This is a genomic window from Floridaenema fluviatile BLCC-F154 (genome assembly GCF_041929135.1).
GTDB lineage: Bacteria > Cyanobacteriota > Cyanobacteriia > Cyanobacteriales > Aerosakkonemataceae > Floridanema > Floridanema fluviatile.
This window is the reverse complement of the sequence record NZ_JBHFNS010000033.1, coordinates 1-26,613: the sequence shown is the minus strand read 5'-3', so window position 1 is coordinate 26,613 and position 26,613 is coordinate 1. Positions and strand designations below refer to the sequence as shown.

The following is a 26,613-nucleotide window of genomic DNA, read 5'->3' as shown; positions in this document are numbered from 1 at the left end:
AAGGAGACGATAATGTAAAGTTACCGAAAAATAGCAACAGTTTTATACATTGCTCTAATAATTACTGTTTTCTAGATGCTCTACATTCAGATTATCTTCGATCGATATTTTAGTTTAGACTTTAGCATAAGTCGAGGGATTAACATTATTATTAAAATCATAACTACCATCAAGTTGTAGTCGCAATTTTTGCGACGTTTTATAAAGTAAAGTTTTGTCAAGTTTGCCGATTTCTTGAGTACACAAATTTACCTATATACGCGAACCTTCCTTACTAAGAGTAAACGAATTTAATCCGTCCCGGAGCATCCGTTGATAATCCCCGTAGATTTATTGCCGAGAGTATCAAGCAAAATCGATCCTAAAATAGGTTAATTCGTGAATTATGATTGAGATACATTAGTTGGAACTTAATTTATGACTCGCGGTATTTATATCACTGCTAATGATAAAGTGACAGAGCAAGCGATCGCGCTCCTAAAAAGTATTCGAGTTTACGACAGCGATACGCCAGTAGTATTAATTCCCTACGACGACAATTATCAGAAAATTGCCCAAATTCTAGGTGATTCTTTTGGCGTAAAAGTTTATGAAGATTTAGAATTTATCGATCGCTTATCCAACAAACTACACCAAATTTTTGGCGAGAAATTCTTTGCTAGACCAAATCAATTTCGCAAACAAGCTTGTTGGTTTGGCCCATTTGATGAATTTTTGTACATCGATACAGATATTGTAGTTTTTGAAAAAATTATTGACAATTTAAATTACTTTTCTGTATATGACTTTCTTTGTTGTGACTATCAACATGGCGGAGGAATTACCAATGTTTTCACGCCGAAAGTTTTAGAAGATCAAGTATTTACGGAAAATGACCTGAAAGACATTTTCAATGGCGGGTTTTGGGCTTCTAAAAAGAACTTAATTTCCGAACAGGACTTATACGACACTTTTGCCGAATGCGCCGCCCATCCAGAATACTTTGATTTTTCCCAAAAAACTTCCGATCAACCAATCATTAATTACATGATCTTGAAACGGATTCCCCGAAGATTTAACATAGTTCGCAGACCGGGAAAAGGGCCGGGAAATTGGGCTGGTAGCGGTCATTTTAAATATGAAGGCGATCGCCTAATTGACCCCCATGTTAACCAATCATTACAATACTTACATTGGGCAGGGATTAAAATTCAACCCGGTTGTCCTTATTGGGAAACTTGGGAATACTATCGCTATCTCAATGAAGTGAAACCAACTAATTCGCCCGAAACATCTGCTGTTAAACCCAAAAATTTCTGGCAGAAAATTAAGGATAAGGTGAAAAGTTTATTTTAAAAAAATCACAATAAAGAAGCCAGTCTTTTATCAAAAAAAGACTGGCTTCTTAGTTCTTAAGCGATTATTATCAGTTAAAAGAATCTAAATCTAAAGCTCGCGATCCTCCCTTGTCTAACTGCACTAAAAGTTTGCCAAGTTGAAACCAAACGAGCAAACCCATAAAAATTGTCAGTGGTACAGAAATAGAATAAGAAAGCCAAGTAGGAAAGCCAAAAATCTCTAAACCAGATCCTAAAAAAACACAAACTCCAATACAAATTCCCAAAAAAGGCAGTTGCACCTGCACTCCTTGTAAATTAGTCAGTGTTCGAGATGAACGAGTTCTCGCCCATTCTTGTACCAGTTCTTTAAGTGTTGCTTCAAAAGCTAAACCTGATGTTAGTCCAGCTAGCATTCCAGCTACTAGTAGAAAATAGGGAGGGTCTTGAATGAGGAACACGAATAACTCCTGCAATTTGTGAATCTGAAGTTAAATCTTATCAGGCAAAGGAAGTTTTACTACAAACTTTTGCGACCAGAAAAAGCTGCTAAAGCTTCTACCGAAGGTAGGGTAGAAAATTCTGCCAATGCGCCTAAAGCAGCATTAAAAATTTGGGCTGGCTTGATTTCATCCTTGATTAAATTCCATAAACGTTGGACTTCTTCGGTATGAAGTCGATCGTCCTCTGTTAAAGCCAAAACTAGTTGACGACGCAGGAATTTACCTTCATCAGATAGGAGATATTGTAAACCGAGTTGGGCAGTTGGGAAGAGATCAAAACTGCGATCTGTGCGAGCGATCGCAATCATATTTTCTAACCGCTGCCATTGGAATCTCCCATCTTTAAATAACACCTCAATCAACCGTCGCCGTAACTGAGGAGTTTCGCCAGTTAACAATCTTCGCGCCACATAAGGATAAGCAACCTCCACAATCTTAAAATCAGGATTAATGCTCAGTGCTAAACCTTCTTGTGTCACCAAAGAACGAATAATTAAAGCAAATTTTGCCGGAACACGGAAGGGATAATCATACATTAATTCTGAGAAGCGATCGGTGATTGTTTTGAAATTAAAATCCCTGACACTTTCACCCATCACATCACCCAAAACCGCTTCTAATGCTGGAACGATCGGATGAATATCGGTTTCTGGAGTCAAAAAGCCGAGTTTGACAAAATCCTCCGCTAAATATTCGTAATCTTTATTGATCAGATGAACTACCGCATCAACCAGAGTTTCTTTTGTCTCCTGCTCTAACTGATCCATCATTCCAAAATCAATATAAGCCATCCGACCGCCCTGTACCCATTTAGTCGGTTGCTTTTCTGCATCAACCGGACATTGGGGCGGGATAGCAAACAAATTACCTGGGTGCGGATCGGCATGGAAAAATCCATGTTCTAATAACTGTTGTAATCCCGACGTTACGCCAATCCGAACGATCGCATCGCTTTCTAGTCCCTCTTTTTCAATTTGTTCGGTGTCGGTAAGCTTCATTCCGTGAATCCATTCTAAAGTCAGCACCCGATTGGAACTATAGCGCCAGTAAATCACGGGAACTTTTACTTCTGGATTATCGCGGAAATTAGCAGCAAATTTTTCCGCGTTACGCCCTTCATTTAAGTAATCAATTTCTTCAAATAATTTTGTCCCAAATTCATCGACAATTAGGGTCAAGTCATGCCCTAAATTAAGAGGTAGCCAAGGCGCTAACCAACTTGCTGCCCAACGCATCAAATAAAGATCTAAAGTTAAGACCGGAAGTAAGTTAGGACGTTGAACTTTTACGGCTACTTCTTCACCCGTTTTCAATCTGGCGCGATAAACTTGTCCTAAGCTAGCAGCGGCGACTGGTTGCGGCGAAATACTGGAGTATGCTTCTTTTATCGGTCTTTTTAGTTCGGATTCGATTATTTTAAAGGCGATCGCCGTATCAAATGGCGGTAACTGATCTTGTAACTTGACTAACTCTTCTAAAAAGTCCTTGCGAATTAAATCTGGTCTGGTAGAAAGGGCTTGACCTACTTTAATAAATGTTGGGCCAAGATGAGTGAGAATTTCCCTTAACTGGCAGGCTCGTCTTGACTTATTCTCCTCTACTTGCCCCCACCAATCATCTAACTTTAACCCTAAAACAAATCCCGCAAACATCCAGATTACAGATAAAGTTCGCCAGAGTGCTAACCAAGGGCGTTTTTTGTAGTAATTAGCGATTACTTGTGGATCGTACCTTCTTGACTCAGCTAGTTGATGTTGACTCACGCTTATGTCTGCCTGTTGAAACGAAAAGTTTTTTTTATGAAATGGCTTCTTGTGGGAACGCCTCTTTTTCACCCAATCACAAGAATAGTAATTATCTCTGGGTAGTCCTTCCGCAAAATTTGCTAACTTTACCCTTCGATTTTTACCTTTATTTTTTACGTTTTATTAACTCTAGTATACAAAACTATAATACTTACCGCCTAAAAGAATCAACTACTGGGGATCAATGACTTCCTTGAATAAAGCAAATGATTTTTGTCAATTGCTATTAATAAAACTTATTATATTCAATTAAGAAAAAACTCTTGAAGAAACACTGTTGAGGCTGAATTTCCCGTAAACTAGTACTGTTAGGGTTGAAGATGGCGGGGATCGATCGCTCTGACCACCACAACCCCCATTGAATTTTTGACATTTCTCACGTATCTTTGTAAATCGCGGGCAGTTGTTACCGTTCCTGCTGGTGAAGCGTGAATAAAACCAACTCTGCCATTTGTACGACGGTAAACTAATCCGGTGTGAGTAAAATCTAAACCGGAAATATTAGTAACTACGGCAATAATATCTCCTGGTTGCAGTTGGGAATAAACGCGATTAATCCGATGTTTGGGAATATAATTAATAGCGACTTCGGCTAGTTCAGATTGCCGATCGACAATACATTGATAATTAGCATCATTGTTAACCATTAACGGGTAACGCTGACGATTTTTGCTCATAAAATTGAGCATTTTATTCTGACTAATACCGCCTAAATCTAGAGAAATATTTTGCACATTTCCTCGATTTTGGTTATCAAGAATCCAATCGGAAAAGTAATGTAAGCGGCGACAATATTCGGGGAGTTCTCCATTGCGATAACGTTGGTTTTGGAGATGATTGATAAAGGTTTGATACGAGTGATCTTGGAGTGCTATTCCGCGAGCGATCGCTAACACAGTTTCCACAAATAACACGCAATCTAATTCCTCGAAACTGACAACCAATTTTTCCCGACTTGAACCATCTAACAAATTAGCTTTATACTTAGTTCCCAAAAACTCTTGAGCAACTTTTTGGATAATTTCGCTCATTGGGCGATCGGACAAATTCTCCCTTTGAGCATTTTGCATAATTTGCTCAAACTTGCTAATATCGCCAATTTCCTCAACTTCTGCGGTAGTAGCATTAATTAGATTGATTAGCTGATGATGATTAATTTGTTCTTTCCCCTCAATGATTTTAGGTAACAGTAGATTTTCGGTGAATTGCCATAATAAATAAGGAGCAAAATAATTATTTATGTTGTAATTTAGCAAATTTTCTGTTAACTCTAAGTTTTCTGTAGTAAATCCAACTTTGGCTAAACGCTGGGGAGAAAGGGAGATGAGCGGGAGATCGATCGCTTGGAAAGGTTGATTTACCCAACGCGACACCGCCGACATTCCACAACCACCAGCAAGAAAACAACCCCAAATAGCTAACACAGAAAATTTTTTCACAATAGGTTATATTTCGGATTTAACAGATGAGTTAGATATTATATTAATTGCTAACTTATCCGTCAAATTTGTTACAAAATTCCCCTATCAGCCAGTTTTAGATAACGCCAATCATGAAACAAATTTATTGATAATTTAATATCAAGTTAAGCTTAATTTAATACAAATATAAGCTTTGACTAAATAGTGTAATTCCCCGATCGATCTCTATCCTCAGAGGTAAGCAGAGTAATCAATAACACAGGGAATATATGGGTTAAGTAAGGTTGTTGAAACTTGCAAAACTGCAAGGGAATCGCCGTTACTATAGCAGACAAATTTTGTCCGAAAAACATATTTGGAATCGGCATTTATTGTACTGGGTGCTAGCTTTGTTGTGCTTAATAAACATGACAAAAACTTAAGCTTCCCTAACGCATGACTTGCTTTCAATAAGTAAGCCGGGTTGCATCAAATCAGTATCCAAATAATAGCAGCTTACGGAACAGTATAAACGAAGCTCAAATGTGGTTGCCTTGAAAGCAAGGAAAGTTGAAATGAATAGTGCTTATAACGCAAAACTGGTCATCGTTGGTGTGCTTAGCACCGTGAGTTTTTTTATTTTGCTGACACTAACAGAGGCCATTCCTGAAATTCCGGTTGATATTGACTTTAAACCCTTCTTTGTACCGATGTCACTGATCGCCGTTGTGCCAACAGGTTGTCCTGCGTTAGCTGTTTCATTAGGCGCAATGCTGGGGGAATTCCTGCGGGATATGCTGGAGGGCTATGAAATCGACGATCCGATCGGGGCAGTAGGCTATGTAGTAGGCTTCTTCTCTTCTGCCTACGTGATTGGCAACCGCCCGCTGAATAAGGTTCGCGTGTTTATCGCTTGTTTAGTGGCAGGATTCGTACACGCTGTAATCGAAGCCACATCTTTTATTATCTTCGACACCGAAACCCTTTACATTGCGGTGTATGCGGCGATCGGTAATACCATCACCGACGGCTTGATTATGGGTGCGATCCCGACAATCTTTATTGTACCTCGCCTCTACGGTCGAATTGAGCGTTATTTAGGCTTCCCTCCCAAAGGCATCGAGCATTATCGCCGCGATCGACGACAGCAGGCGCGAGGAACAGCTTTGCCATTTTAAGTCAATTCATAATCTTAGCGTTGATTAACCTGTTAAAGGAGCGATAAATGTCGATAATACAAGCAAAAAACTTTTCATTTAACTATCCGGGAGTTGAAGAAAAAGTCATTGATGGAGTGTCCTTCGAGATCGAACCCAAAGAAGTTGTGGGTTTAATTGGCCCATTAGGAGCAGGAAAAACTACCCTCTGTATGGCAATAGCCGGACTTGCGCCCAGCGTGGTCGGTGGAGACATTTCTGGCGAACTCACAGTAGCTTATCAAAGACGACATGAAGAGTCCGGTATGGCGAACACGGGAAAAGTCGGGATGGTGTTCGAGAACTTTGGATCGCAACTGGTGCAGTTGAAGGTACTTGATGAAGTCATGACACCCCTTGGGAATCGTGGCTTTTCCGAACAGGAAGCCAAGAAGCGGGCAAAGGAGCTTTTGCGGCTAGTGGGACTCGATGAAGATATGGAGGACGAGCAGCTTTGGGATTTGGCTCAAGGTCAACAGCAACGAGTCGCAGTGGCAGCAACTTTAGCAATGGACCCGCCGATTTTGATCTTTGATACCGTAACGGACAAGCTCGACCCAGCCGCCCAGGAAAAAATTAGGAGCGTGATTAAGGCTCAGGCTGATGGCAAAAAAACAGTAATCGTTGTCGAGCGAGATCCTCATCTGCTGCGGGAGATTACCGATCGCATCCTAGTTCTAGTCAACGGTAAAATCATTGCTCAAGGCAAAACAGATGAGATTTTAAGCAACTACGACTTGCTCTCACAGGCAGATATCGAACCTACTGCAAGTTTACGGGCTGCTCGGGCGCTGGGTATCCCAGGTTCACCTCTGACTTTTGAACAGTTTGAGCAAGCTGCTGGGCAAGCAAACTTGGCTGGGAATGGACACCAGCAAAGACATTCATTTAGTAATCCTATTGTTCGTGATTTGGATCTGCACTATGTCAAATCGCACACCAGTAAGCAGTTTGGTAGAGCAATTGTGCGGATTGAGAATGCTAGCTTCTGCTACTCAAAGAGAACTCAGGCGATCGAAGACATCAACATAATAATTCGTGCAGGCGAAGTTCATGCCCTCCTTGGTTCCAGCGGTGCAGGCAAAACCACAACCACAAAGCTAGTTAACGGGTCGATCGCCCCCAGCGAAGGCAAAGTTTGGGTCTGCGACGAGGAAATTACTAAGGATACAGACATTGGCGATCTAGCCTTGAAAGTTGCAACCGTGTTTCAAAGTCCCGACGTGGTGATTAGTGAGAGAAGCGTTAAGGAAGAGATTGCTTTTCCACTGAAGCAACGTCAGTATCAAAGAAAAGGTTGGTTCTCTAAGCAGAAATGCTATGACGACGACTACATTGAAAACCAAGTATCGCGCAGCTGCGAGCTAGTGGGAATTGACCAAAACTTGCTCGATCGCGATCCCACGCTATTACCTTACGGACAACGCAAGCTAGTAACGATCGCCGAAGCACTAACCCTCGATCCTCAAGTGCTCCTGTTAGACGAACCGATTATTGGTTTAGGTGCATCTGCTCGACACAAAATTAAAGAAGCGATCGAGCAATTTTCCCAGCAGGGTAAAGCAGTTTTGTTGGTCAGTAACGATGTGGATTTTGTGGCTGAAGTTGCCGATACAGTAACGATTTTGCATCGGGGGCGAATATTAATGCAAGGTGCGTTACAGGAAGTATTTACGGAGGATAACTGGCAGCGGCTCGGTCAAATGCACATTTACCCCCCACGCAGCACTCAATTAGCTCACCGCTTTGGTAAGAATGCCTTGTCTTGCGATGAGCTTGTTTGGGTACTTTCATCTAGATAAGGAGGCGTATCGATGACATCTTCTAGCGTACCTACCCTTTATCGCGATCGCGACACAATTATCCACGATCGCGATCCGCGAGTCAAAATTTTGTTATTAATTCTGCTGTTCTTCTTCATCTTCCTAGCGCCCACCTGGGAATGGTTTGCACTGGTAACTGTTTTGGGATTAGTCTTAGCTGTAGCTGCCCAGACTCCCTGGAGATGGGTGCTAGTGCTGTGGGCGATTCACATTCCCACCTTTTTAGCACTGCTGATTATTCCCGCTGGGGGCGAACTGATTGCAGGTAACTTTAGTGCTCTAGCAGAAGCCGCTGCTGCTGAGTTGCGCTTGATCTTAGCTTGGACAAACGCAATTATCATTAGCGTTAGTTTGCTGTCTACGATCGATGCCGAAAGCTTAACCGATGGCATGAGAGCACTTTACTTTCCGCCCGTAGTTGCCTTTGCCGTTGGTTTGTCCTACCGTTTGCTATACGTCACTCTGGGAGAAGCTTTCCGAATCACTAGTGCCATGAAGATCAAGGGGGTCGATCTCAGCCTAAAACGCCCTTTCCGCTTCATTTGGAACTCCCTAAGACTCTCTTTTCCGGTTCTGTTCGCCGTACTCCGAAGGGGACCCACGCTAATGTCATCTCTGGCAATGCGAGGCTACCAAACAAAGCGCCCCAACCTGGGAGGTTTTGATGCTGGAGACTGGATTTTACTTTTGATTGGTGTGGTGCTCACGGTTGGCGCTTTCTGTGCCAAGTTTGGCTGGTTACCATTTTCTCTTAGTTCCTTAGTTCCCTGGTAAGCCGTTCTGTAGATGTAACTAAATAACCAGAGGTCTACACTTGACTAAGCTGTTATAGGCGTTGTTTTACTTACCCTTGGTGCATATTTTACGGTTACAGCTACAGAAAACATTGTCTCAGCTTTAGGAATTTCTAGGTTAATTGGTGGACTGTTTATTACATCAACTATGAGCATTGCAGCGGAAGTATTTTCTACCTGGAGTTTGGCAAAAAGTGGGCAAGTCACAGCAGCAGCAACAGGCGTAATTGCTGATAATACAGTAACAATGACTCTCGCCTTTTTTCCCCTAGCACTGATGACGTTACCTGTAGAAAATTTCCTATTGTATTCGGTTAACCTTTTGATCCTCCCTAACCCCCCTTATTAAGGGGGGAATTCAACAAACAAGCGAATTCAAAGTCCCCCTTATTAAGGGGGATTTAGGGGGATCGAACCTATTTATGATGGAGAATTCACTTGCGATCTAGCTTCCAAATTTTCCACCCGACTTTTCAATTCTTGATTCTCTTTTTTCAGTAAATCAAGTTCCTCCCGTAACTGTTTCACCGATTGATCGCTACCCACATTTTTCTGCACTTTTTGTACTGCTTCTTCGGCAATACGGCGCACTCTTCCGTCAGGTGTTTGATTGGCTAAAGATTGCAAAACCGGAATTGCTTTCGCTGTTTCCATTTGTCCTAAAGCCATGACAACTGATACTTGAGTTAGGAAGAAACTTTCCTTCGCAATATCGGCTAATTGTGACAAAATCCACTCAACATTATTAGCAGTTTGTCCGGTGGAAATTGTGCCTAAAGCGCGAATTGCAGCTAACCTTAAAGCTTGGGGAATTCCGGGGTGAGTGTATTCTAAAATCAGGTTTAAAGCAACTGGAGATGTTTTTAATTGGCTTAATCCGGCGATCGCACCAACTCGAACTACTTCATTCCAACCAGACCTTTCTCTCAAGATACTAGAAAGTAAAGCGATCGCTTCATCCTCTCGATCTTTTAAAGTCGCTGAAGTAATCATTGTACCCAAAGAGTTTGCTGCTGCTGATTCTACATAATAACTTTCGTCACCAGCTTGCAACAATTCTTTTAATGCTGTATAACTTTCGGTGGTTTTAATGTTAGCTAAAGCATTGACCGCAGCCCGACGTACTAAGGGATTTTTATCTTTCAATCCTTTAGCTAATGCAACTCCTGCTTGATCGAGTTTGATTTCTGAAAGTTGTTTCGCAACTTCCGATCTCACACCCCAAAAAGCATCATTTTCTAAAGCTTCTGATAAAGCTTTGACAGCTTCTAAACCACCTTTTTTCGCCAATGATTCTGCCGCAAAAATCCGCGAAACTGGATCGGGATCGTATTTTAATTGTGCTTTCAGTTCGGGAACCGCATATTCCAAAGCAACGGTTTTTAAGCAGTAATTTCCTAAGTCAAAACTGATAAAATCAGGTTTCTCTGGTAACGGGAAGTAAAAGCTTTGTTCCTGTTCATGTACTCGCACGGTAAAGGTTTTAAATTCTGAGAATTTCTCATCCTTTACATAACCAAAGGCAATGGGAATCTTCAGATCGAACGAGTCATTTTTACTGCCGTTGTTACCGGATTTTGCTTGAGTTTGGATTACGGTAAATTTTGCCAAGTTGCTATCGGCATCCCAGGAATAAGCTACTTTGTAATCAGGATGTCCGCCTCGATAAACATACTGATCGAACAAAAACATTAAATTGCGACCTGTGGCTTTTTCGATCGCTCTCAACAAATCAATAGTTTCTACTGTTTTGTGAGCATTTTCTTGGACAAAGGTATGAATTGCTGCATTAAACAATTCATCTCCTAATTCTCCGCGAATCAAATGATAGACGCAAGCGCCTTTTTCGTAAAGGTGGCGATCGTAAAGTTCGATCGCCTCCCGATAAACATGAGTTACAATTGGACGACGATACCGACTGCTATCTTCCGCTAAATAACTTCTTGCCTCATTCAAAATATAATAAGCAGCATCATCTTTTCCGTACTCTTTTTCCGTCCAAAGTACCTCCGAATAAGATGCCATTCCTTCTTTAATCCAAGCATGAGACCAATGTTTAATTACTACCAAATCACCGAACCATTGGTGGGCGAGTTCATGAGCAACTAAACTTTCACTTAAGCGGTTATCTAATGATGCTCTTTCATCTAACAAACATCTGTCAGTTAATAAAGTAGTAGAAGTATTCTCCATTCCGCCGAAAATAAAATCATCGACGCAAACTTGAGCGTACTTGGGAAATGGATAAGGATAACCAAATTTTTCACTGAAAAACTCGATCATCTTTGGTGTTTTGCCCATCGTCCGACGAGCATCTTCTTCCCGAATTTTTTCTACATAATAAGTGACAGGTTTGCCATTCCATTCATCTTGAATTTCCGCAAAATCTCCCACTGCTAAAGTCATTAAATAAGTAGGATGAACTTCCTTTTGCAACCAATGGTAAATTTTCGCATCTTCCCGATCTTCAGTATTAATTAATTCCCCGTTGGAAATGGCAATAAAAGGTTGCGGAACTTGCACTCGAATTTCGGAAGTTGCCAATTGTCCGGGATAATCAAAACAGGGGAACCAAAACCGCGAATCTTCATCTTCTCCCTGCGTCCAAACTTGTGTTGGTTTATTAGGATAATCTTCGTTAGGAGTGATAAAATAAATCCCTCTTTGTGGATTTTCCGCAGCGTAAGCAATGACAATGGTAATCGGTTTTCCTACTTGCGTCGGTGTGGTGAGTCGAATATGTAACTGTTCGTCGTCGTACTCAAAATGTTGCGCTACATTATCAACCTGAACTGAGTGAATTTTCAAGTTAACTGCGTCTAAGGTCAAATTTTCAATTCCCGATCGCACTGGCGCTAATCTAATACTACAAGTTCCTTGACAAGTCTGATTGGGAATATCCAGCGCCAAGTCGAGAAAGATATGTTCTACTTGTCCGGGGCGATCGGGATTATAATGCGGTCTAGCACCCGGTAACTCAAAAGATTTGTGACCGTTCTCTTCATCAAAATATGAGTGCAATTTCATCTTTGCTTAAGTCTGTCTAACAGTATGAGCAATTTAGTCTGTTTTTTTAGGTTAACGCTTATTGCCGACTAAAGGTGAGGAAAATACTTAATTTTACCTAATTTTCTTTTGTTTCATCTTCGTTAAATGTAATTAACTTTAGGTCGAGGATAAATTATATTAAGATTCCAGTCTTGATAGATACAAAAATGAAGATAAAACTTCAATATCGGTTAGGTAAACTGCTAGGATTATTCTTTCCTTTAGCGATCGGTTTTGTTAGTATACCATCGACGATCGCCCAGCGTCCCGGTATGCCAGTTGAGTTCTGCACGAAAAACCCCGATCGGTTATCGATCGCAGTTGCCTATCTCACCACACAAAAAGGTGCATTCGATGTCAGTGAAACTTGGACGAGTACGGGATGGACTAAACTACCAGCTTCCGATCTCGGTAAAGAAAGGTGCGCGATGGTGACTTTGCCACTCAATGCTTCTAAGTACGCTTACTATGTCGCCGTAAATCTTACTGAAGATTATTATCCGAATCAAAAAACTCAGTGGCGCTACTGTGTTAATGTCTCATCGGAAAACTTTCTATTCCTACAGCCAGATGTGCAACAGTTTGTATCCAAAAAGACAGAGGTTTTTGTAACATTTTATAAGAAATATTACTGAGTTAGTAATATAAGACAGTTATATACATTTTCCTATTGCCAAATTCCAGAACTACTCTAAAATTTATTCATTAGTTCTTACAGAATTCTACGCAGAAAACAAAATATCCCCTTGAGTCGCCCCTTGTGGCTTCCGAAAAAGTACTGGATTAGTACTTCAGTAAATCAGAAAAATCTTTCCGCGAAAGTATTATTGTAATGTGAGGTGAGGATGATGTTAACTCAAAACCAAAACCGTTCTGAATTGTCTGAATTGTCTAGAGTCTCTAAATGGTCTAAGTTCTCTAAATTTAAAACTTTAGGTGCTGGCGCAGCTGTTCTTATTGTTGGTGCTGCCAGTTACGGTTATTTATACTTACGTGGCGTTTTTAGCGATGTTAGTCCATTAGCTAGCGCCAAATTAGTTCCCGATGAAGCATTAGTAGCAGGTGTCATGTCTACTGATGGCAAAGCTTGGTCAAAATTGCAACAATTTGGCACTACAGAAGCGCAAGAAATTATCACTAAGAGTATAGTTAATCTCCAGCAACAGATATTAGCTGAAAATACAAAGATAGATTATGCCAAAGATATTCAGCCTTGGCTAGGTAGCGTAATGTTCGCACTTTTACCAAGCAATCCTACACAAGTTGCCGCTACCAGCGCCACTAGTGAAGCAGCGAATTATTTAGTTGTTATCGGTATTAAAGATAAAATTAGCGCCTTAAGTTTTGCGACGAAATTAAAGAAATCGTCAGGGGGAGAAAAACGCGAAAGTAATTATAAAGGTGTAAAAATTTGGGAAAGTGCTAGTAAAAATCAAAACACTTACATAGCTCTATTAAACGAACATTTGGTGATCTCGCAGCAAAAAAAATCGTTGGAAGCAGCAATTGATACTTTTAAAGGCGAACCTTCATTTGCTGACAAAGTAGGTGCTAAGTTAATGTTGGAAAATGGCATAGATTTACCCAACGAAATCGCGGAAGTTTATGTACCAGAATCGCAAAATGCGATCGCCGAAGTAGTAAATAAATACGGGAGTATCAGCCAATTAACTCCAGCATCAATGCAGGAGTTAAAAAATATGAGATCTGTGGTAATGGGAGTGGGAATAGATAATTTAGGAATTCGCATGAAAGCGATCGGGGAAATCAAGAAAGAACCAATTAAACAAGCTGAGTTTCAACCCAAACCAGGGAAAATGGTATCTAAATTCCCTTTGAATACAGTAGCATTAGTCAGTGGATACGGAATTAGCCAAGGTTGGAAAGAAGCGATCGCGAAAGCGAAGAAAAATCCCCAATTTAATGCTCAGGTTAACGGCATTCGCAATTATCTCAAAGAAAACGTGAATCTGGACTTAGATAAAGACATTTTACCTTGGATGGATCGAGAATTTGCCGTTGGTGCATTTCCGGCGACAGAAGGTGTTTTAGCACCTATGGGTTTCAGTGCAGCTTTAGTGGTAAAAACTAGCGATCGCCAAGCCGCCGAAACTGCATTAAAAAAATTAGATAAACTCGCCCAAACTAACTCGATGAATATCGATCGGCGACACATTCAAGGCAAACCCGTTACCGAATGGTCAAACGATCGAGGAGTATTATTAGGTCATGGTTGGCTAGACAAAGAATCAATGTTTGTCGCTGTCGGTCGTCCCATCGTCGAAGCAATGGCAAGCAGTTCTAAAACCTTAGAAAAAAACCAAGCTTTCCAAACAGTTACTAATTCTTTACCCAAACCAAATACAGGCTCTTTTTATGTCGATATGGACACAGTAATGTCTGTATTTAACAGCAACTTTTTGCTGAATCTCCAACTACCTCTTGATGCAAATACCTGTGCTATCTTAAATTCCATTCGTGGCATTGGAGTGACAGCGAATAAAGTTAACCCATCAACCAGTCAAATGGAAATAGTCTTTGCCTTAAAACCAAAAGAACAACAATCATTAGCCAGTGGTCAATAGTCATATCAACTTAAGTTTGTTGTGGCGACTTCAGTCGTTCTTTCCTCGCTAAAGAAACTAAAGTCCTCACAACAAACCTGTCTAATTGGTCATTAGTGATAGCAAAATCCCTGTAAATCTGTGTCCCAAACTTGGTAGGATCGGACAGGCGAAATTTCGCAGATAACAAAACATTAATGACTAATGACTAATCAGATGACTGCAACAGTAAACAATACTCCGGGGTTAGCTTCCCGCTTAGTTAATGGAGTTCTCGCTATTAAACCTTTGGCAGATCTCGCCAAGCATCAAGCTCGTGAGATGATGATTAAAAGAGCCGAGAAAATAGGCGTACCTTGGCGGCTGCAAGTTCAGGAATTGAGTCAGCAAAACTGGGAAAGTTACTTACAAAAAGTACAAGATTACGGTTTAAATTACCCAGTATATTATCTGCGATCGTTCCACGCTTACGAAGAAGGAAACCTTGGTTGGGAACCAGCATTAGAAGTCGAATCTGCTGCTCATGCAGTCCATTCTACCATCTGGTCTAAAGTTCCTGCGATCGACGGAGATGCCAAACTAAGACAAAGTTATCATAACATTGTAAAACAGCAAATTTCTACCCCACCACAAGATATTTTAGACCTGGGTTGTAGCGTCGGCATGAGTAGCTTTGCGCTGCAACAAGTTTATCCCCAAGCTAACATTACAGGCGTTGATTTATCGCCTTATTTTCTTGCAGTTGCGGAGTATCGATCGCAACAAAAAAACATTAAAATCAATTGGGTTCATGCTGCTGCCGAATCAACAGGTTTACCAAATGCTTCCTTTGACTTAGTTTCCATCTTTTTAATGTGTCATGAATTGCCACAATCAGCAACTAAAGAAATTTTCCGCGAAGCGAAACGTTTGTTGCGTCCCAACGGTCACATTGCCATTATGGATATGAATCCCCAATCGCCAGCTTATAAAAAAATGCCTCCTTACATTTTCACTTTGCTCAAAAGTACCGAACCTTACTTGGATGAATACTTCACATTGGATATTTCCCAAGCTTTAGTAGAAGCAGGTTTTTGTACCCCAACTATTACTCCTAACAGTCCTCGCCATCGGACAATAATTGCTCAAGTAAAATCGTAACTCATAAGTTGTCGATCGTTAGAAATCTCCAGAAATTAAATCTGCGTTACTTGGAACCCTTGTAGAGACGTTGTATACAACGTCTCTACTCTTTTAGAGGTGTCTAATTAAGTTTGAAATTTATAAATTCTCCCATTATTATAAGTTATTGTTAAACAATATTAACTTAAATTGAATTTTTTACTATTTTAGTATATTTATATGTTGTAATTGATGCTTAGGAAATATTGGTAAATAAATATTCTTTAAAAGTTATATTTTTGTGACTTTTATTAATAAAATAACTTAATCGAAATATAGTCTTAAATTAAACTTTTCATATTGATTTTTTAGCTAAAGCTTAACTTATTAGAGAGATATTAATTTCTGGATAGTCGCAATTGTTACTGAAGCTTTTTAGCAACAAATAAGTTTTTAGTGTTGCAACTATTTCTTAATTAATAAAAAAAGAAAGGAATTCTTTAATCATGGCAACGTCTTACGTCAGAAATGTTCCTGGCAATCCGGGCTACGAGTTCGTTCCTATGCTAAAAGTGGGAGATGAAGTTCCCCTAATTGAAGGTACCGTAGGTAACTTTCAAACTTTACCAGGAAGAACTTTTGCCTTTGCAGGCATTCCTGACGGCATGGGGGTGTACGAAACCGCAAACAACTATTACCTTTTTCTCAACCACGAAATCGCCGCAGTTGATAGTAGAAGAAATCCGCTGACTTCTGCTATTTCCTCTACCGTTCCCGGAATAATTCAAGGAGCGAGAGTCTCGCTATATGTCTTTGACAAAAACTGGAACATTATTGGCGGAAAAAATCTCATTGAAAGAGCCGTAGATCCCACTGGTGAGTATGTCTTAAATACAGCAACAGGTACTTATGTAAATGCGGCAACAGGGGGAAATTTTAGTTTCACTCGTTTTTGTTCTGCTTACTTAGCAGAAAGTGGCTTTGTTGATGCCAACGGTCAATCAATTCCAGTTTATTTCATTCCCGAAGAAACCACAGATAACGCAACTACGGGAGCCTCCACAAGTCGAGGTTGGGCATTATCTCCTGATGGTACAGCTTTAGCTATCGAAGGATTAGGTCGTTACGCCAAAGAAAACGTAACTTCCGCCTCGCAATATCGTGCTACCAACTCCGATAAAACCGTAATTTTCGGTGCAGAAGACTTTGCTAATGGCGAACTTTATATGTTTGTCGGTCAACAAACTGCACAAGACCCCAACGGTTTCCAAGATGGTCAATTATATGTGTTGAGACTTGTCGGACATGAAGGCGAAACCCTAACCGAAGGAGTAAAAACCCAAGCTTTTTGGGTACCAGTGCCCAAAGACATTGCTCTTGATCCCACAGGTGCAGTCCTCAGCAGTTGGGTAGACTCTGCCAGTCGTTCCACTAACTTTCGCCGTTTAGAAGACATTCACGAAGATCCTAACAATCCAGGCACTTTTTATTTTGTCACCACAGGCACCAACGACAAACTTGGTGGTGGAACAACTAACAATGTTGCCGAAGCAGAAAACCCCTACGGTAAAATGTACCGCTTCAGCCTGAATCCTAACGATCCCACTGGACAAATCAATAACTTTGAAATGGTGCTAGATGGTGGCTTTGATACTGGTGTCAGTTACGACAATATTGTTGTAGACAAAAAAGGCAAAGTCCTAATTCAAGAAGATGAAACTGCCTTTGGTGGTGATGTCATGGAAGCTAGGGCTAGAGAAGCTGGAATTTGGGAATACGACATAGCCACAGATCAAATTACTTTCGTGGCAGAACTCAACGAAAGTGCGGCTGGCGAACAGTATGACGATACCAGCACACCAGGGGAATGGGAAAGTTCCGGTATCATCGAACTTGGCTCTGGTAGACAATTCTATCTTTTTGACGTTCAGGCTCACACTATCAAAGATTCCAATTATGTCGAAGGTGGTCAGTTAATCATGGCTATCTGGAAAGGGCCAGATTCATTGACCGCAAAAGGTGGTGAGTTTATCAATGGTTTCCAAGGTGATGATACGCTCTCTGGATCGGCTAGTTCTGGGAATAATACCTTACGTGGCGGTCAAGATGATGATGTATTAATTGGTGGTGCTGGTGATGTTTTATTGGGCGATAATGGCAATGATTTCTTGTTACCTGGTAAAGCTAATAATGTGAATGGCAATCTAGGGAATGACTTTATCAATGCAGCTAATAATTTGGGTGGTAGTACTCTGCATGGTGGTCAGAATGATGACACGATTATTAGTGGAGTTAACGATTTAATTTTTGGCGATAAAGGGAACGATGTTTTATTCGCTGGTGCTGGCCCTAATACTTTAATTGGTGGTGCAGATGCCGACCAATTTTGGATGGTTAATACTAACATTCCTGTTGCTCCCAGTACGATCGCAGACTTTCAACCAGGCACAGATGTAATTGGTTTTAGTAATCTGGGAGTGAATAGTATTAGTTCCCTCACTATTACCCAAAGAGGTGCTGATGCTGTGATTAGTTTCTTAGGTAACGATTTAGCGATCGTCGCCAATATCCAAGCCAGTGTCCTAACTAGTTCCTCTTTTGTGTTTACCTAAAAATCATTACCGATCGATCGTCGATCGCCACTCTGAGCAAAAAATCGCACCCCAAAATTAATTAATGAGGTGCGATTTCTGCTTATCAACAATTCTAAATTCTTACTAAAACTTGCTCGCTCAGCTTACCATTACTCAAAGATTTTTCCAGTTGAGTACCGTAAACTTCACAGGAATTATTCGGACTTTCCACTAACTTAACTTTGAACAATTCTGCACCTAATTCCCGAATCGGTTCTTGCAACAAATCGCGAATATGAACCGCAATATTTTCCGCTGTCGGTACAACTTTGGCAAAGTAGGGAATATCTTTATTTAAAAAAGTGTGATCGAATGGTTCTACTACATAATCATCGATCGCCTTTTGCAAATCTCCCAAATCTACAGTCATCCCCGTGCGCGGATCGATTTCCCCCTTCACAGTCACCTCTAAATGATAATTATGACCGTGACCATTAGGACGCGCACACTTACCATAAATTTCGCAATTTTTCTCATAACTAAGATCGGGACGAGCTAGCCGATGAGCGGCGCTAAAATGAGTGGCAATGCTGAGGTATGCTTCCATTTCTTTTCCTAAATAGTCAGCCCAAAGTTCAGGTTGTTCAAACAGTTGAATTCGCACAATTGGTAAATGAGGTGCTAACCTCTGCCAAATTACCCGCGCCATATTTTCTGTAGTTGGTAGAGTTTCCTGAAACTCCAACCAAGCATCATTGAGATAGGAAAAATCTAATTGGCTGGTAATTTCCCGCTTAATGATGTGTTTTACATCAGACAGGTTTAACACCATGCCATATTCATCCAATTCACCTGCCATGTAGACATACAAGACATAGTTATGTCCATGTCCAGGCGATCGAGTACAAGCCCCAAATTTCTGAACATTTTCGGCTTCACTCAACTCTGGCAACCAATACCTGTGACTGGCTGAAAACTTAGCCCGACGTTTGATAATACACTTCATGCTGGGAGGAGCAAAGGTAGAATGTAAAGATTCGTAAAACGACTCTGATTCTAGAATACCGCATTCAGGGGTAGGGGTGCAGAGGTGCAGAGGGGAGAAGAGTGACGTTGACCCGCCGTTAACACTGCATGTATAACGGGGGCTTCTTAGGACTAAAACAAGGATAATTGTACTCCTTGAAAACCCCAAGCTTCAGGCTTCACAGGCTGTCTTCTGACTAAGCCTCCACCCGCAGAAGCGATGAGTCCCACCGCTTGTAATGCTTTAATTAGTATATTTATAGCAGCGTTTTCGTCCCGGTCCAAAACTAAATTACACTTGGGACAGCAATGCGTCCTAACCGATAAAGCTTTAGGGACTTTAACACCGCAACCGGAACAATCTTGTGATGTATTATGTGGATTCACCTTAACAATATGTACACCGCATTTTACTGCCACTGCTTCCAGTATTGTTATAAATTGGCTCCACGCAGCATCAAGAATTGAAAGGGCTAATTTGCTATTTCTAGCTAGATTTTTAACCGACAAATCTTCAACCGCAATTAAGTCATACTCCCTCACTAATTGATGAGCAATCTGATAATGAAAGTCCTTTCTTTGACGTTGAATACGTTGATGTATCCTAGCTATTTTATTCTGCTGCTTTTTGTAACTATTCGAGCCTTTTTCCTGACGTGCTAAAAACCTTTGTTGACGGGCTAAATGATTTTGTGCTTTTCTATAAATCTGCTGAATTGGTACAACTTCGCCATCCGATGTGGTTAAAAATTCCTTTAACCCTACATCAATTCCTACCGCAGTTTTAATAGTATCAATCGGCTTTGGTGTTGGTACTGTCTCATCTTCAGCACTGATACATACATACCAACCATCCGCTTTTTTTACTATGGTGCAGGTTTTTAAAACCAAGCTGTCAGGTAGTGAACGATGAACAATAACTGAGATTTCACCAATCTTACTTAACTTAAGAATCCCATGATTAATATGTGCGCCAGCCTTAGCACAATTGATTCTGGGAAAAGTAAATGAACGTAGTTCACCTACTTTTTTAAATCTCGGTCTTCCCCCACGTTTACCTGATTTATCAGGTTTGATCCATCTGTCCCAAGCTTTATCTAATCGTTTGAGATTTTGTTGTTGGACATCGTGATAAATATCTTTATATTCGGGGAATAATTCTTTGGTTTGTTTTAGGAGTCCAGCCTGGAAATTATAATTAGGGAATTGTGAGGGAATTTCCCCAATTGGTTCGGAAACTAATGAACATCTATCAATACTGCATCTAGTGTTACTCAACCAGTCGAAACGTTGCCCCAAACAATAATTGTAATGACGACGCAATAGTTCTAACCACTGCATCATCATTATTTCTTGTTCTGGAAGGAGCTTAATTTTGTACTGGTAGGTTAATAGCATAGTTCAGAAAAAATGCTCCTATTATTATATACTAAAAATAATGATTCGCTCCGCTCAATTTATATTTTGGTCGCCATTCTTCACCCGTTAAATCAGAGATTATAACGGGTGTCCCCTTGCTCCATTTATGATGGAAAGCTTAAAACTTAGAACTTTTTCCTTAACTCAAAACTCAAAACTTTCCCCCAGTCCCCAGTGCCTTTTTAGACAAAATTTTTGAAAGCTGCTTGTGCTTCGCGTCTTAATTGGGCGGCAATTCTAAACATTTCCTGACCTGTATGTAAATATTGATCGTCGTAATTTAAGCTAAAAGTTTCTAATTCGCTAATCCCATCTCCCACTTGATTCAAGCAATAGTAAAGTCTAGCAGCAACACCAGCTAAAGGAGAAGGATTAGGCATAGAAGTAAAAATGTGTTGGGCTTGGGAAAGTAACTCTTGGCAATCTTTTAAGTAATCTTGAAAACTTTCCATTAATTCATCATCAAAAGGATCGGCAGAAAGTTCGTCAACTTGTGCCTTAATCGGATTAATAATCCGACAAATTAAGCGATTAACTGGCTGATAAACTAGACTCAACCACAATTGAATTTGTCGATCGATATCTTGAGCCGTTTGTCGCTGTTTTTGGTATTGTTTTTGAGCCGCTTTAGTTCGTTGTTGCCAATTTCCTGCCGCACTGAATGAACCGTTTTTTAATTGTCGATCGTAAAACTCCCGACGTTGGGGATCGCTTAAGATTTCATAAGCAGCATTTAGCTGGACAATTTGTTCATGATTGGCTGTTTCTTGCTGACTGTCGGGATGAAAAAGTTTTGCCAATCGACGATAAGATTGTTTAATCTCTGCTTGGGTTGCTCTTGGGCTAACTTGCAGAGTTTGATAATGATTTAACTCCGCCATTCGATTTTGGATTTTAGATTTTCGATTTCCGATTTTGACTACAGATAAATTTTGGGAATGAAACTAATACAGTGTGACAGAAATAACCAATCACTTGACAACAGATAAAAAGCTGAAAATAGAATTCTTCTTCCTTTCTGCCTTCTGTCTTAGAGCATTCTGCCTTCTTTCACTAGTTTAAGTTAAGCCAAAACCTGATAGCTTCAGTTCTAGATCTTGAAATAAAGGTGTACTTAAGTAGCGTTCCCCAAAACTCGGTTGAATCATCACAATCAGGCGACCTTCGTTTTCTTTTCTTTGCCCAACTTTAATGGCGGCAAAAAGTGCTGCCCCAGTGGAAATTCCCGAAAGTAAGCCTTCTTCTCTGGCTAATCGACGCGAGAATGCGATCGCCTCTTCATCCCGAACCTGAATCACCTCATCAATCAAATCTACCCGCAACACCTGGGGAATAAAACCCGCCCCAATTCCCTGAATTTTATGTGGGCCCGGATTTCCCCCCGATAACACCGCACTGCTAGCGGGTTCAACTGCGATCGCCAAAAACTCCGGTTTCCGAGGCTTAATTACCTCAGCCACACCCGAAATTGTCCCCCCAGTACCCACACCAGCCACCACAATATCCACCTCTCCATCCGTATCCTGCCAAATTTCCTGGGCCGTTGTCTCCCGATGAATTTGGCAATTAGCCGGATTGCGGAACTGTTGCAACATATAAGCATCCGGCATACTGTCCACAATCTCCTGCGCCCGTCGAATCGCCCCAGTCATCCCCTCAATACCCGAAGTCAACTCCAAATGTGCTCCATAAGCCCGCAACATCGCCCGCCGCTCATTACTCATCGTTTCCGGCATCGTCAAAATTAACTGATAACCCTTAGCCGCCGCCACCATTGCCAAAGCAATACCCGTATTACCCGAAGTCGGCTCCACCAACACCGTTTTCCCAGGTGTAATCAACCCCTCCCTAGCCGCAGCATCAATCATACTCACACCAATCCGGTCTTTCACCGAAGCCGCAGGATTCATTCCTTCCAACTTCACCACAATCTTTGCCAAACAACCCTCTGATTGCGGAATCCGGTTTAACCGTACCAAAGGAGTACGACCAACTAACTGAGTAACATCATCAGCAATTCGCATAATTTTCTCCTTATATCATTAATTATTGGTCATTTGTCATTTGTCATAGTTTTTTATCCCTACACTCCTGTATCTCTATAGTTAAATTGCCAAATTTTACAAATGACCAATGACCAATAACAAATCAGATGTAATACATGATATCTAGCTGACGCTTAGCATCTCGCTTTTCACACAAATCTTGTAACGTATACTTTTGTAAAACCGCATTTGCCGCCTGACAACCTTCTTGCCAAATTTCCCGCAGTAAATTACTTTCTAAAGTCGTTTTATTCCCAGAATCCTGATCCGTTGATTGAGAATCAGATCCTTCTAAACAGCAAATAACTTCTAATAAATTAATTTTCCAGGGTTCTCTACCTAACAGATAGCCGCCCTTAGCGCCTCTTTGACTCCGCACTAAACCACAACGTCTTAAAGTTGCTAGTAACTGTTCCAAATAGCGATCGGGAATATTCTGCTGAGCCGCAATTTGCCGAATTTGCAGAGGTTCACCACTTTGATAATGAGTTGCTAGCTCTAGGAGAGCCAGTAGCGCATATTCACTTTTACAAGATAGTTCCACGAATTATCCCAAATTTACTCAATTGCTACAAATTTCTTCCATGAAACACAGAAGGCAGAAAAGGGTAATTAAAATACCCCAGTTCTACACTAGGGTTTTGTTAGTTTAGTTCCATTTTATAACGCCAGTGTCCTGAATGCCTTCCGCTATATAGATGTCTAATAAAAAACCCTCGTTTTTTGACGAGGGTTTTCAAATTTCTTCAGATTTACATAGTGCAGAGTAGCAGAAGCAAATATTTGCACAAGCGTTGCTTTACCCTTCTGCCTTCTGCCTTTTGCCTTCTAGCACTAGAAGGAGAAGGTGGTTCTCAGAGTACCAATAAAGATGTCATCATTGTCCTTGTTTTGTTCTGGTGCCATCAACCAAATCACACCAGGAGTCAACGAAATGTTATCTGTTAGCTGGAACTTGTAGAATCCTTCAATGTGCCAAGGAATATCACGGCTGAAGGTAGAACGAGGGCCAACATCTAACCCAGTCAAATAAGGTTCAACACCTGCAAATAGACCTAACAAGTTACCAGGTCTACCCAAGTTAGGTACAGCAATCCCAAGTCCATAACTCCAAATGTCAGCACTACCGCGACGAATCAAGGTAGCATCAGTGTACATACCCCAAGCACTAATTGAGAAGTACTTGCTCAAACGTAAGTTACCGGAAACACCGTATGAATTAGTAACGATCGGAGTAGCACCTCTGCCAAACATTAAAGCTGAAGGCAAGTTAGCTATACCAGTACCTACTATCCCATTGCCCCCAGGTGTACGGTTGGGGCCAACTACACTACCACCAGCAGAAAAGATATCAGAACCAGTAGTGTGATAAGCGTGAACGTAGGTTAAAGCTAGGTTGAAGGTATCGCAGAAGTTCAGGTCTAACTGCCCTAAAGCAGAGTAGTTACCATTAAACAAACCGTTTTTATCGAAGGGGCTGTTCGCACTTCCGGGAGTGTTACCTGGGCCACCAATAATACCAGAGCCACCTGCAAAGTAACCGCCAGTGATCGAGGTACCTTTCAAGAAGCTACCCAGTCCACCCAAACCAAAGCTAATCGCGCCACCTGCGCCACCACCAATCCGATAAATCGGGTTAGATTGAGCGAAGGCAGAAATTGCCCCGTTACCGCCATCTCCATCAAAGAAATAGGGGTTTTTCACATCCACGTAGTCGGAGTGAATACCGCCTGTAGCAGCTAGGTACAGCTTAGAGCCACCTAAGAAAGCTGTTTCGTAAGCCAACCAATCCAGATATACGTTGTTGTCGCCTGAGCTACCAACGAAATACTGTAGAGTACCTTCTCTTGTTGCGCCTGCTGCTACATTCGCTGGTAAATTAAACCCGCTTCCAGCACCATCATTAAATAGGGGAGTGTTTGGGAAGCTATTCCATCGTTGGGCGTTACCTGCCGTAATCCGGGTGTGCAGAACGTCTCGACCTGTGAAGCTGGTTTGGAATTCTAAACGTACCCGGTTTTGGAAAACGGTGTTGTTTCTATCTTCTACATCCCAACGATTGCTGAAGAAGGGTGGACGATCGATACCTCTTTCACGGTATGTAACTCTACCTCTTTGACCGCCCCAAACATCTGCGATCGCAAAAATCGCTTCCCCTTTCAGTTTGGTGGTAGTAGAGAATTGCTGAGCTTCTACCTTGGTAACGCGAGCTTCTAAAGCATCAACTCGACCGCGGAGAGTAGCCAGTTCTGCCGCAAATTCTTCTTGCAAACGTTGTAGCGCCGCTAAATCTTCTTTGCTGATACCTTGAGGTAATGCCGCAATTAATTCCTGAATCCGATCCAAACAGGCATTTAAACCAGCCGCAAACTCATAACGAGTTAGCGCCCGATTTCCCCGAAAGGTTCGATCTGGATAACCTTCAATACAGCCGTAACGCTCAACCAATGATTGCAATGCTTGGAAAGCCCAACTAGTTGGGTCTACGTCTCGCAGCTGGGAAACTGAAGTTACCTGACCAGAAGCTTGTCTTCCTTCTCTGCTGTAACGGATAATTTCGTCAATCGATGAACTCGGTACTGCTTGAGCAACGGTATTTTCCTTGACCGTTACAGACACTTGAGTTGGGTTTTGTGCCTTGTCTAAAGCTTTTAGCTGATTGCCAGAAGCTTCCTTTTTGCTTGCTACTTCTGATTGCTGTTCGAGATTGATTGTTGAAAATTCTGTCGCCAGATCATCTGTTGCTGAATTTGTTTCTGTGGCGATCGCCCAAGGGCCAAATACTAGGGTAGCTCCTAGAATTGCCGGACTGAACAGCAGTGATTTCCACAATATTTTAGACATTTTCCTCTCGTCCTCACACCACTTATAGAGAATCGCTGGATTCATTTAAGTTCCCCGCTTAACTCCTTAGTTTAGCTTTTAGAAAAGCAATGCGGGGAAGTGCTTTTCTTAATCTAAGGGTAACTCTATTTTGGAGATATTTGATAGGCTTCGATCGCGACTTGCGCTTAGGAAAGGGAACGGAAAACTTTTCGGAAGCCTTCTGAGCCATTCCAACTCTACCTATCACACCTTGCACCAGCACTTTCAATATATAAGCTTACAACCAGTCTAATCAAGAGTAATGTGATTGGTTTCAGTAGTCTCCTGCACTGACCATCTACATCAACACGCCTACTAGTGGTGCAAGTTAACTCTACACTAGCAAATGTACTGAAATTTTCTGCTAGCTGTCTGCTTTTCTTGATAAAACAAAATAATTTTTATAGATTTACTAACAATTTTGTTTAGTTAAATCTACTGACTGGCAAGCCCTACTGTATAACCTAAACACGCTTAAAATAACTATCCGCTCTCACTTCAGTGACCGGATAAAAAATTTAGCCACTGTAAATGTGAGAGCGGTCTAGCGGGTCTTCAGATTGCAACCAGACTGCCGGGATTTCTCTAAATTCACCCAGCACTTGCAGATACTAATAAGTACTTTTAAAGTACTAAGCTTCTGCTAGAGAACGGTCCCGGCGCACAGCCGGCTAACTGCAACCTGATGACCCATGAGTTTACTACTATCTATCATGGGCATCACCTCCTTGTTGCCTAAGCGGTCTTTTCTCAAAGAGTGTTGAGCATTACGCCCTTCCACTAAAATAACACGCTCTTGGAAAAAAGCAAGGGGATTTTGGGAAAGTTAGGGGAGCAGAGGGCAGGGGGGCAGGGGGGCAGGGGGGCAGGGGGGCAAGGAAAATTTTACCCTTCTGCCTTCTGCTTTTGGTAAAAAAAAGACCCCTAATATTTAGAGGTCTTTTTTGTATGAAAAAATTTTGTTAAAGCTTACAGAGCGTTACCGCGAGGCAGTACTTCTTCAGGGAAGACAAAACGCTCGTGGGGTTGGTCAGCTGGAGCCATCCAAGCTCTCAGACCTTCGTTCAAGAGAATGTTCTTGGTGTAGAAGGTTTCAAACTCTGGGTCTTCTGCTGCTCTTAACTCTTGGGATACG

General features: G+C 41.4%; 18 protein-coding genes and 2 pseudogenes. 9 read left to right on the top strand and 11 right to left on the bottom strand.

Features of this window, described 5'->3' with window-relative positions; translation table 11 throughout:
• The first annotated feature begins 417 nt into the window (after positions 1–417).
• Positions 418–1,335 carry an Npun_R2821/Npun_R2822 family protein gene (locus ACE1B6_RS07545; protein WP_413256638.1) on the top strand — a complete coding sequence of 306 codons (918 nt, stop codon included), beginning with the start codon at positions 418–420 and terminating at the stop codon, positions 1,333–1,335.
• A 70-nt stretch (positions 1,336–1,405) separates the two neighbouring features.
• Here the strand turns inward: ACE1B6_RS07545 and ACE1B6_RS07540 are convergent, their stop codons facing one another.
• The 3 genes from ACE1B6_RS07540 to ACE1B6_RS07530 all read right to left on the bottom strand — a co-directional run bounded on the left by ACE1B6_RS07540 (position 1,406) and on the right by ACE1B6_RS07530 (position 5,063).
• Entirely contained in the window at positions 1,406–1,732 is a 327-nt protein-coding gene (locus ACE1B6_RS07540; RefSeq protein ID WP_459562985.1) for a hypothetical protein, read from the bottom strand.
• A 104-nt stretch (positions 1,733–1,836) separates the two neighbouring features.
• Complete coding sequence (locus tag ACE1B6_RS07535) at positions 1,837–3,582, bottom strand: ABC1 kinase family protein (RefSeq protein ID WP_413256636.1); 1,746 nt, start codon at positions 3,580–3,582, stop codon at positions 1,837–1,839.
• A gap of 350 nt (positions 3,583–3,932) precedes the next feature.
• Positions 3,933–5,063, bottom strand: coding sequence for an N-acetylmuramoyl-L-alanine amidase-like domain-containing protein (locus tag ACE1B6_RS07530; RefSeq protein WP_413256635.1), 1,131 nt, complete (start codon positions 5,061–5,063; stop codon positions 3,933–3,935).
• A gap of 536 nt (positions 5,064–5,599) precedes the next feature.
• Between ACE1B6_RS07530 and ACE1B6_RS07525 the strand changes: the two genes are divergently transcribed.
• The 4 genes and pseudogenes from ACE1B6_RS07525 to ACE1B6_RS07510 all read left to right on the top strand — a co-directional run.
• Positions 5,600–6,202, top strand: coding sequence for a hypothetical protein (locus ACE1B6_RS07525; RefSeq protein ID WP_413256634.1), 603 nt, complete (start codon positions 5,600–5,602; stop codon positions 6,200–6,202).
• 47 nt (positions 6,203–6,249) lie between these two features.
• A complete protein-coding gene (locus tag ACE1B6_RS07520) occupies positions 6,250–8,022 on the top strand; it encodes an ABC transporter ATP-binding protein (protein WP_413256633.1) in 1,773 nt (590 codons plus the stop codon).
• A 12-nt stretch (positions 8,023–8,034) separates the two neighbouring features.
• Entirely contained in the window at positions 8,035–8,817 is a 783-nt protein-coding gene (locus ACE1B6_RS07515) for an energy-coupling factor transporter transmembrane component T family protein (RefSeq protein WP_413256632.1), read from the top strand.
• A gap of 48 nt (positions 8,818–8,865) precedes the next feature.
• Positions 8,866–9,159, top strand: a pseudogene (locus ACE1B6_RS07510) (sodium:calcium antiporter); the annotation flags it as partial.
• A 98-nt stretch (positions 9,160–9,257) separates the two neighbouring features.
• On the opposite strand, the gene ACE1B6_RS07505 reads toward ACE1B6_RS07510, so the two are convergent.
• Entirely contained in the window at positions 9,258–11,864 is a 2,607-nt protein-coding gene (locus tag ACE1B6_RS07505; RefSeq protein ID WP_413256631.1) for a M1 family aminopeptidase, read from the bottom strand.
• Between the two features lie 188 nt (positions 11,865–12,052).
• Between ACE1B6_RS07505 and ACE1B6_RS07500 the strand changes: the two genes are divergently transcribed.
• The 4 genes from ACE1B6_RS07500 (at position 12,053) to ACE1B6_RS07485 (ending at position 18,162) form a co-directional block, all read left to right on the top strand.
• Positions 12,053–12,520: a hypothetical protein gene (locus ACE1B6_RS07500; protein WP_413256630.1), complete on the top strand. Its 468-nt coding sequence runs from the start codon at positions 12,053–12,055 to the stop codon at positions 12,518–12,520.
• 210 nt (positions 12,521–12,730) lie between these two features.
• The gene (locus tag ACE1B6_RS07495; protein WP_413256629.1) at positions 12,731–14,470 is read left to right on the top strand and encodes a DUF3352 domain-containing protein; all 1,740 of its coding nucleotides are present in this window, start codon (positions 12,731–12,733) and stop codon (positions 14,468–14,470) included.
• Between the two features lie 195 nt (positions 14,471–14,665).
• The gene (locus ACE1B6_RS07490; protein WP_413256652.1) at positions 14,666–15,589 is read left to right on the top strand and encodes a class I SAM-dependent methyltransferase; all 924 of its coding nucleotides are present in this window, start codon (positions 14,666–14,668) and stop codon (positions 15,587–15,589) included.
• 467 nt (positions 15,590–16,056) lie between these two features.
• Positions 16,057–18,162 (top strand): alkaline phosphatase PhoX, encoded by a 2,106-nt coding sequence (locus tag ACE1B6_RS07485; RefSeq protein ID WP_413256628.1) that lies wholly within the window; start codon positions 16,057–16,059, stop codon positions 18,160–18,162.
• 94 nt (positions 18,163–18,256) lie between these two features.
• Here the strand turns inward: ACE1B6_RS07485 and ACE1B6_RS07480 are convergent, their stop codons facing one another.
• From ACE1B6_RS07480 to ACE1B6_RS07450, 7 genes and pseudogenes are all read right to left on the bottom strand, one after another.
• Positions 18,257–19,129 (bottom strand): 6-carboxytetrahydropterin synthase, encoded by an 873-nt coding sequence (locus ACE1B6_RS07480; protein ID WP_413256627.1) that lies wholly within the window; start codon positions 19,127–19,129, stop codon positions 18,257–18,259.
• Positions 19,130–19,281: 152 nt separating this feature from the next.
• Positions 19,282–20,547: an RNA-guided endonuclease InsQ/TnpB family protein gene (locus tag ACE1B6_RS07475; protein WP_413256626.1), complete on the bottom strand. Its 1,266-nt coding sequence runs from the start codon at positions 20,545–20,547 to the stop codon at positions 19,282–19,284.
• 203 nt (positions 20,548–20,750) lie between these two features.
• Positions 20,751–21,449, bottom strand: coding sequence for a J domain-containing protein (locus tag ACE1B6_RS07470; protein WP_413256625.1), 699 nt, complete (start codon positions 21,447–21,449; stop codon positions 20,751–20,753).
• A gap of 177 nt (positions 21,450–21,626) precedes the next feature.
• Entirely contained in the window at positions 21,627–22,592 is a 966-nt protein-coding gene (gene cysK, locus ACE1B6_RS07465) for a cysteine synthase A (RefSeq protein ID WP_413256624.1), read from the bottom strand.
• Between the two features lie 124 nt (positions 22,593–22,716).
• Complete coding sequence (locus tag ACE1B6_RS07460) at positions 22,717–23,157, bottom strand: RrF2 family transcriptional regulator (RefSeq protein ID WP_413256623.1); 441 nt, start codon at positions 23,155–23,157, stop codon at positions 22,717–22,719.
• A 290-nt stretch (positions 23,158–23,447) separates the two neighbouring features.
• Positions 23,448–25,457, bottom strand: coding sequence for an iron uptake porin (locus ACE1B6_RS07455; RefSeq protein WP_413256622.1), 2,010 nt, complete (start codon positions 25,455–25,457; stop codon positions 23,448–23,450).
• A gap of 990 nt (positions 25,458–26,447) precedes the next feature.
• A pseudogene (locus ACE1B6_RS07450) lies at positions 26,448–26,613 on the bottom strand (photosystem II D2 protein (photosystem q(a) protein)); the annotation flags it as partial.

Excerpts from the sequence above, each read along its gene's own strand:
- ACE1B6_RS07545 (WP_413256638.1), top strand. The coding sequence starts at position 418 with ATGACTCGCGGTATTTATATCACTGCTAATGATAAAGTGACAGAGCAA.
- ACE1B6_RS07540 (WP_459562985.1), bottom strand. The coding sequence starts at position 1,732 with ATGCTAGCTGGACTAACATCAGGTTTAGCTTTTGAAGCAACACTTAAA.
- ACE1B6_RS07525 (WP_413256634.1), top strand. The coding sequence starts at position 5,600 with ATGAATAGTGCTTATAACGCAAAACTGGTCATCGTTGGTGTGCTTAGC.
- ACE1B6_RS07520 (WP_413256633.1), top strand. The coding sequence starts at position 6,250 with ATGTCGATAATACAAGCAAAAAACTTTTCATTTAACTATCCGGGAGTT.
- ACE1B6_RS07515 (WP_413256632.1), top strand. The coding sequence starts at position 8,035 with ATGACATCTTCTAGCGTACCTACCCTTTATCGCGATCGCGACACAATT.
- ACE1B6_RS07505 (WP_413256631.1), bottom strand. The coding sequence starts at position 11,864 with ATGAAATTGCACTCATATTTTGATGAAGAGAACGGTCACAAATCTTTT.
- ACE1B6_RS07500 (WP_413256630.1), top strand. The coding sequence starts at position 12,053 with ATGAAGATAAAACTTCAATATCGGTTAGGTAAACTGCTAGGATTATTC.
- ACE1B6_RS07495 (WP_413256629.1), top strand. The coding sequence starts at position 12,731 with ATGATGTTAACTCAAAACCAAAACCGTTCTGAATTGTCTGAATTGTCT.
- ACE1B6_RS07490 (WP_413256652.1), top strand. The coding sequence starts at position 14,666 with ATGACTGCAACAGTAAACAATACTCCGGGGTTAGCTTCCCGCTTAGTT.
- ACE1B6_RS07485 (WP_413256628.1), top strand. The coding sequence starts at position 16,057 with ATGGCAACGTCTTACGTCAGAAATGTTCCTGGCAATCCGGGCTACGAG.
- ACE1B6_RS07480 (WP_413256627.1), bottom strand. The coding sequence starts at position 19,129 with ATGAAGTGTATTATCAAACGTCGGGCTAAGTTTTCAGCCAGTCACAGG.
- ACE1B6_RS07475 (WP_413256626.1), bottom strand. The coding sequence starts at position 20,547 with ATGCTATTAACCTACCAGTACAAAATTAAGCTCCTTCCAGAACAAGAA.
- ACE1B6_RS07470 (WP_413256625.1), bottom strand. The coding sequence starts at position 21,449 with ATGGCGGAGTTAAATCATTATCAAACTCTGCAAGTTAGCCCAAGAGCA.
- cysK (WP_413256624.1), bottom strand. The coding sequence starts at position 22,592 with ATGCGAATTGCTGATGATGTTACTCAGTTAGTTGGTCGTACTCCTTTG.
- ACE1B6_RS07455 (WP_413256622.1), bottom strand. The coding sequence starts at position 25,457 with ATGTCTAAAATATTGTGGAAATCACTGCTGTTCAGTCCGGCAATTCTA.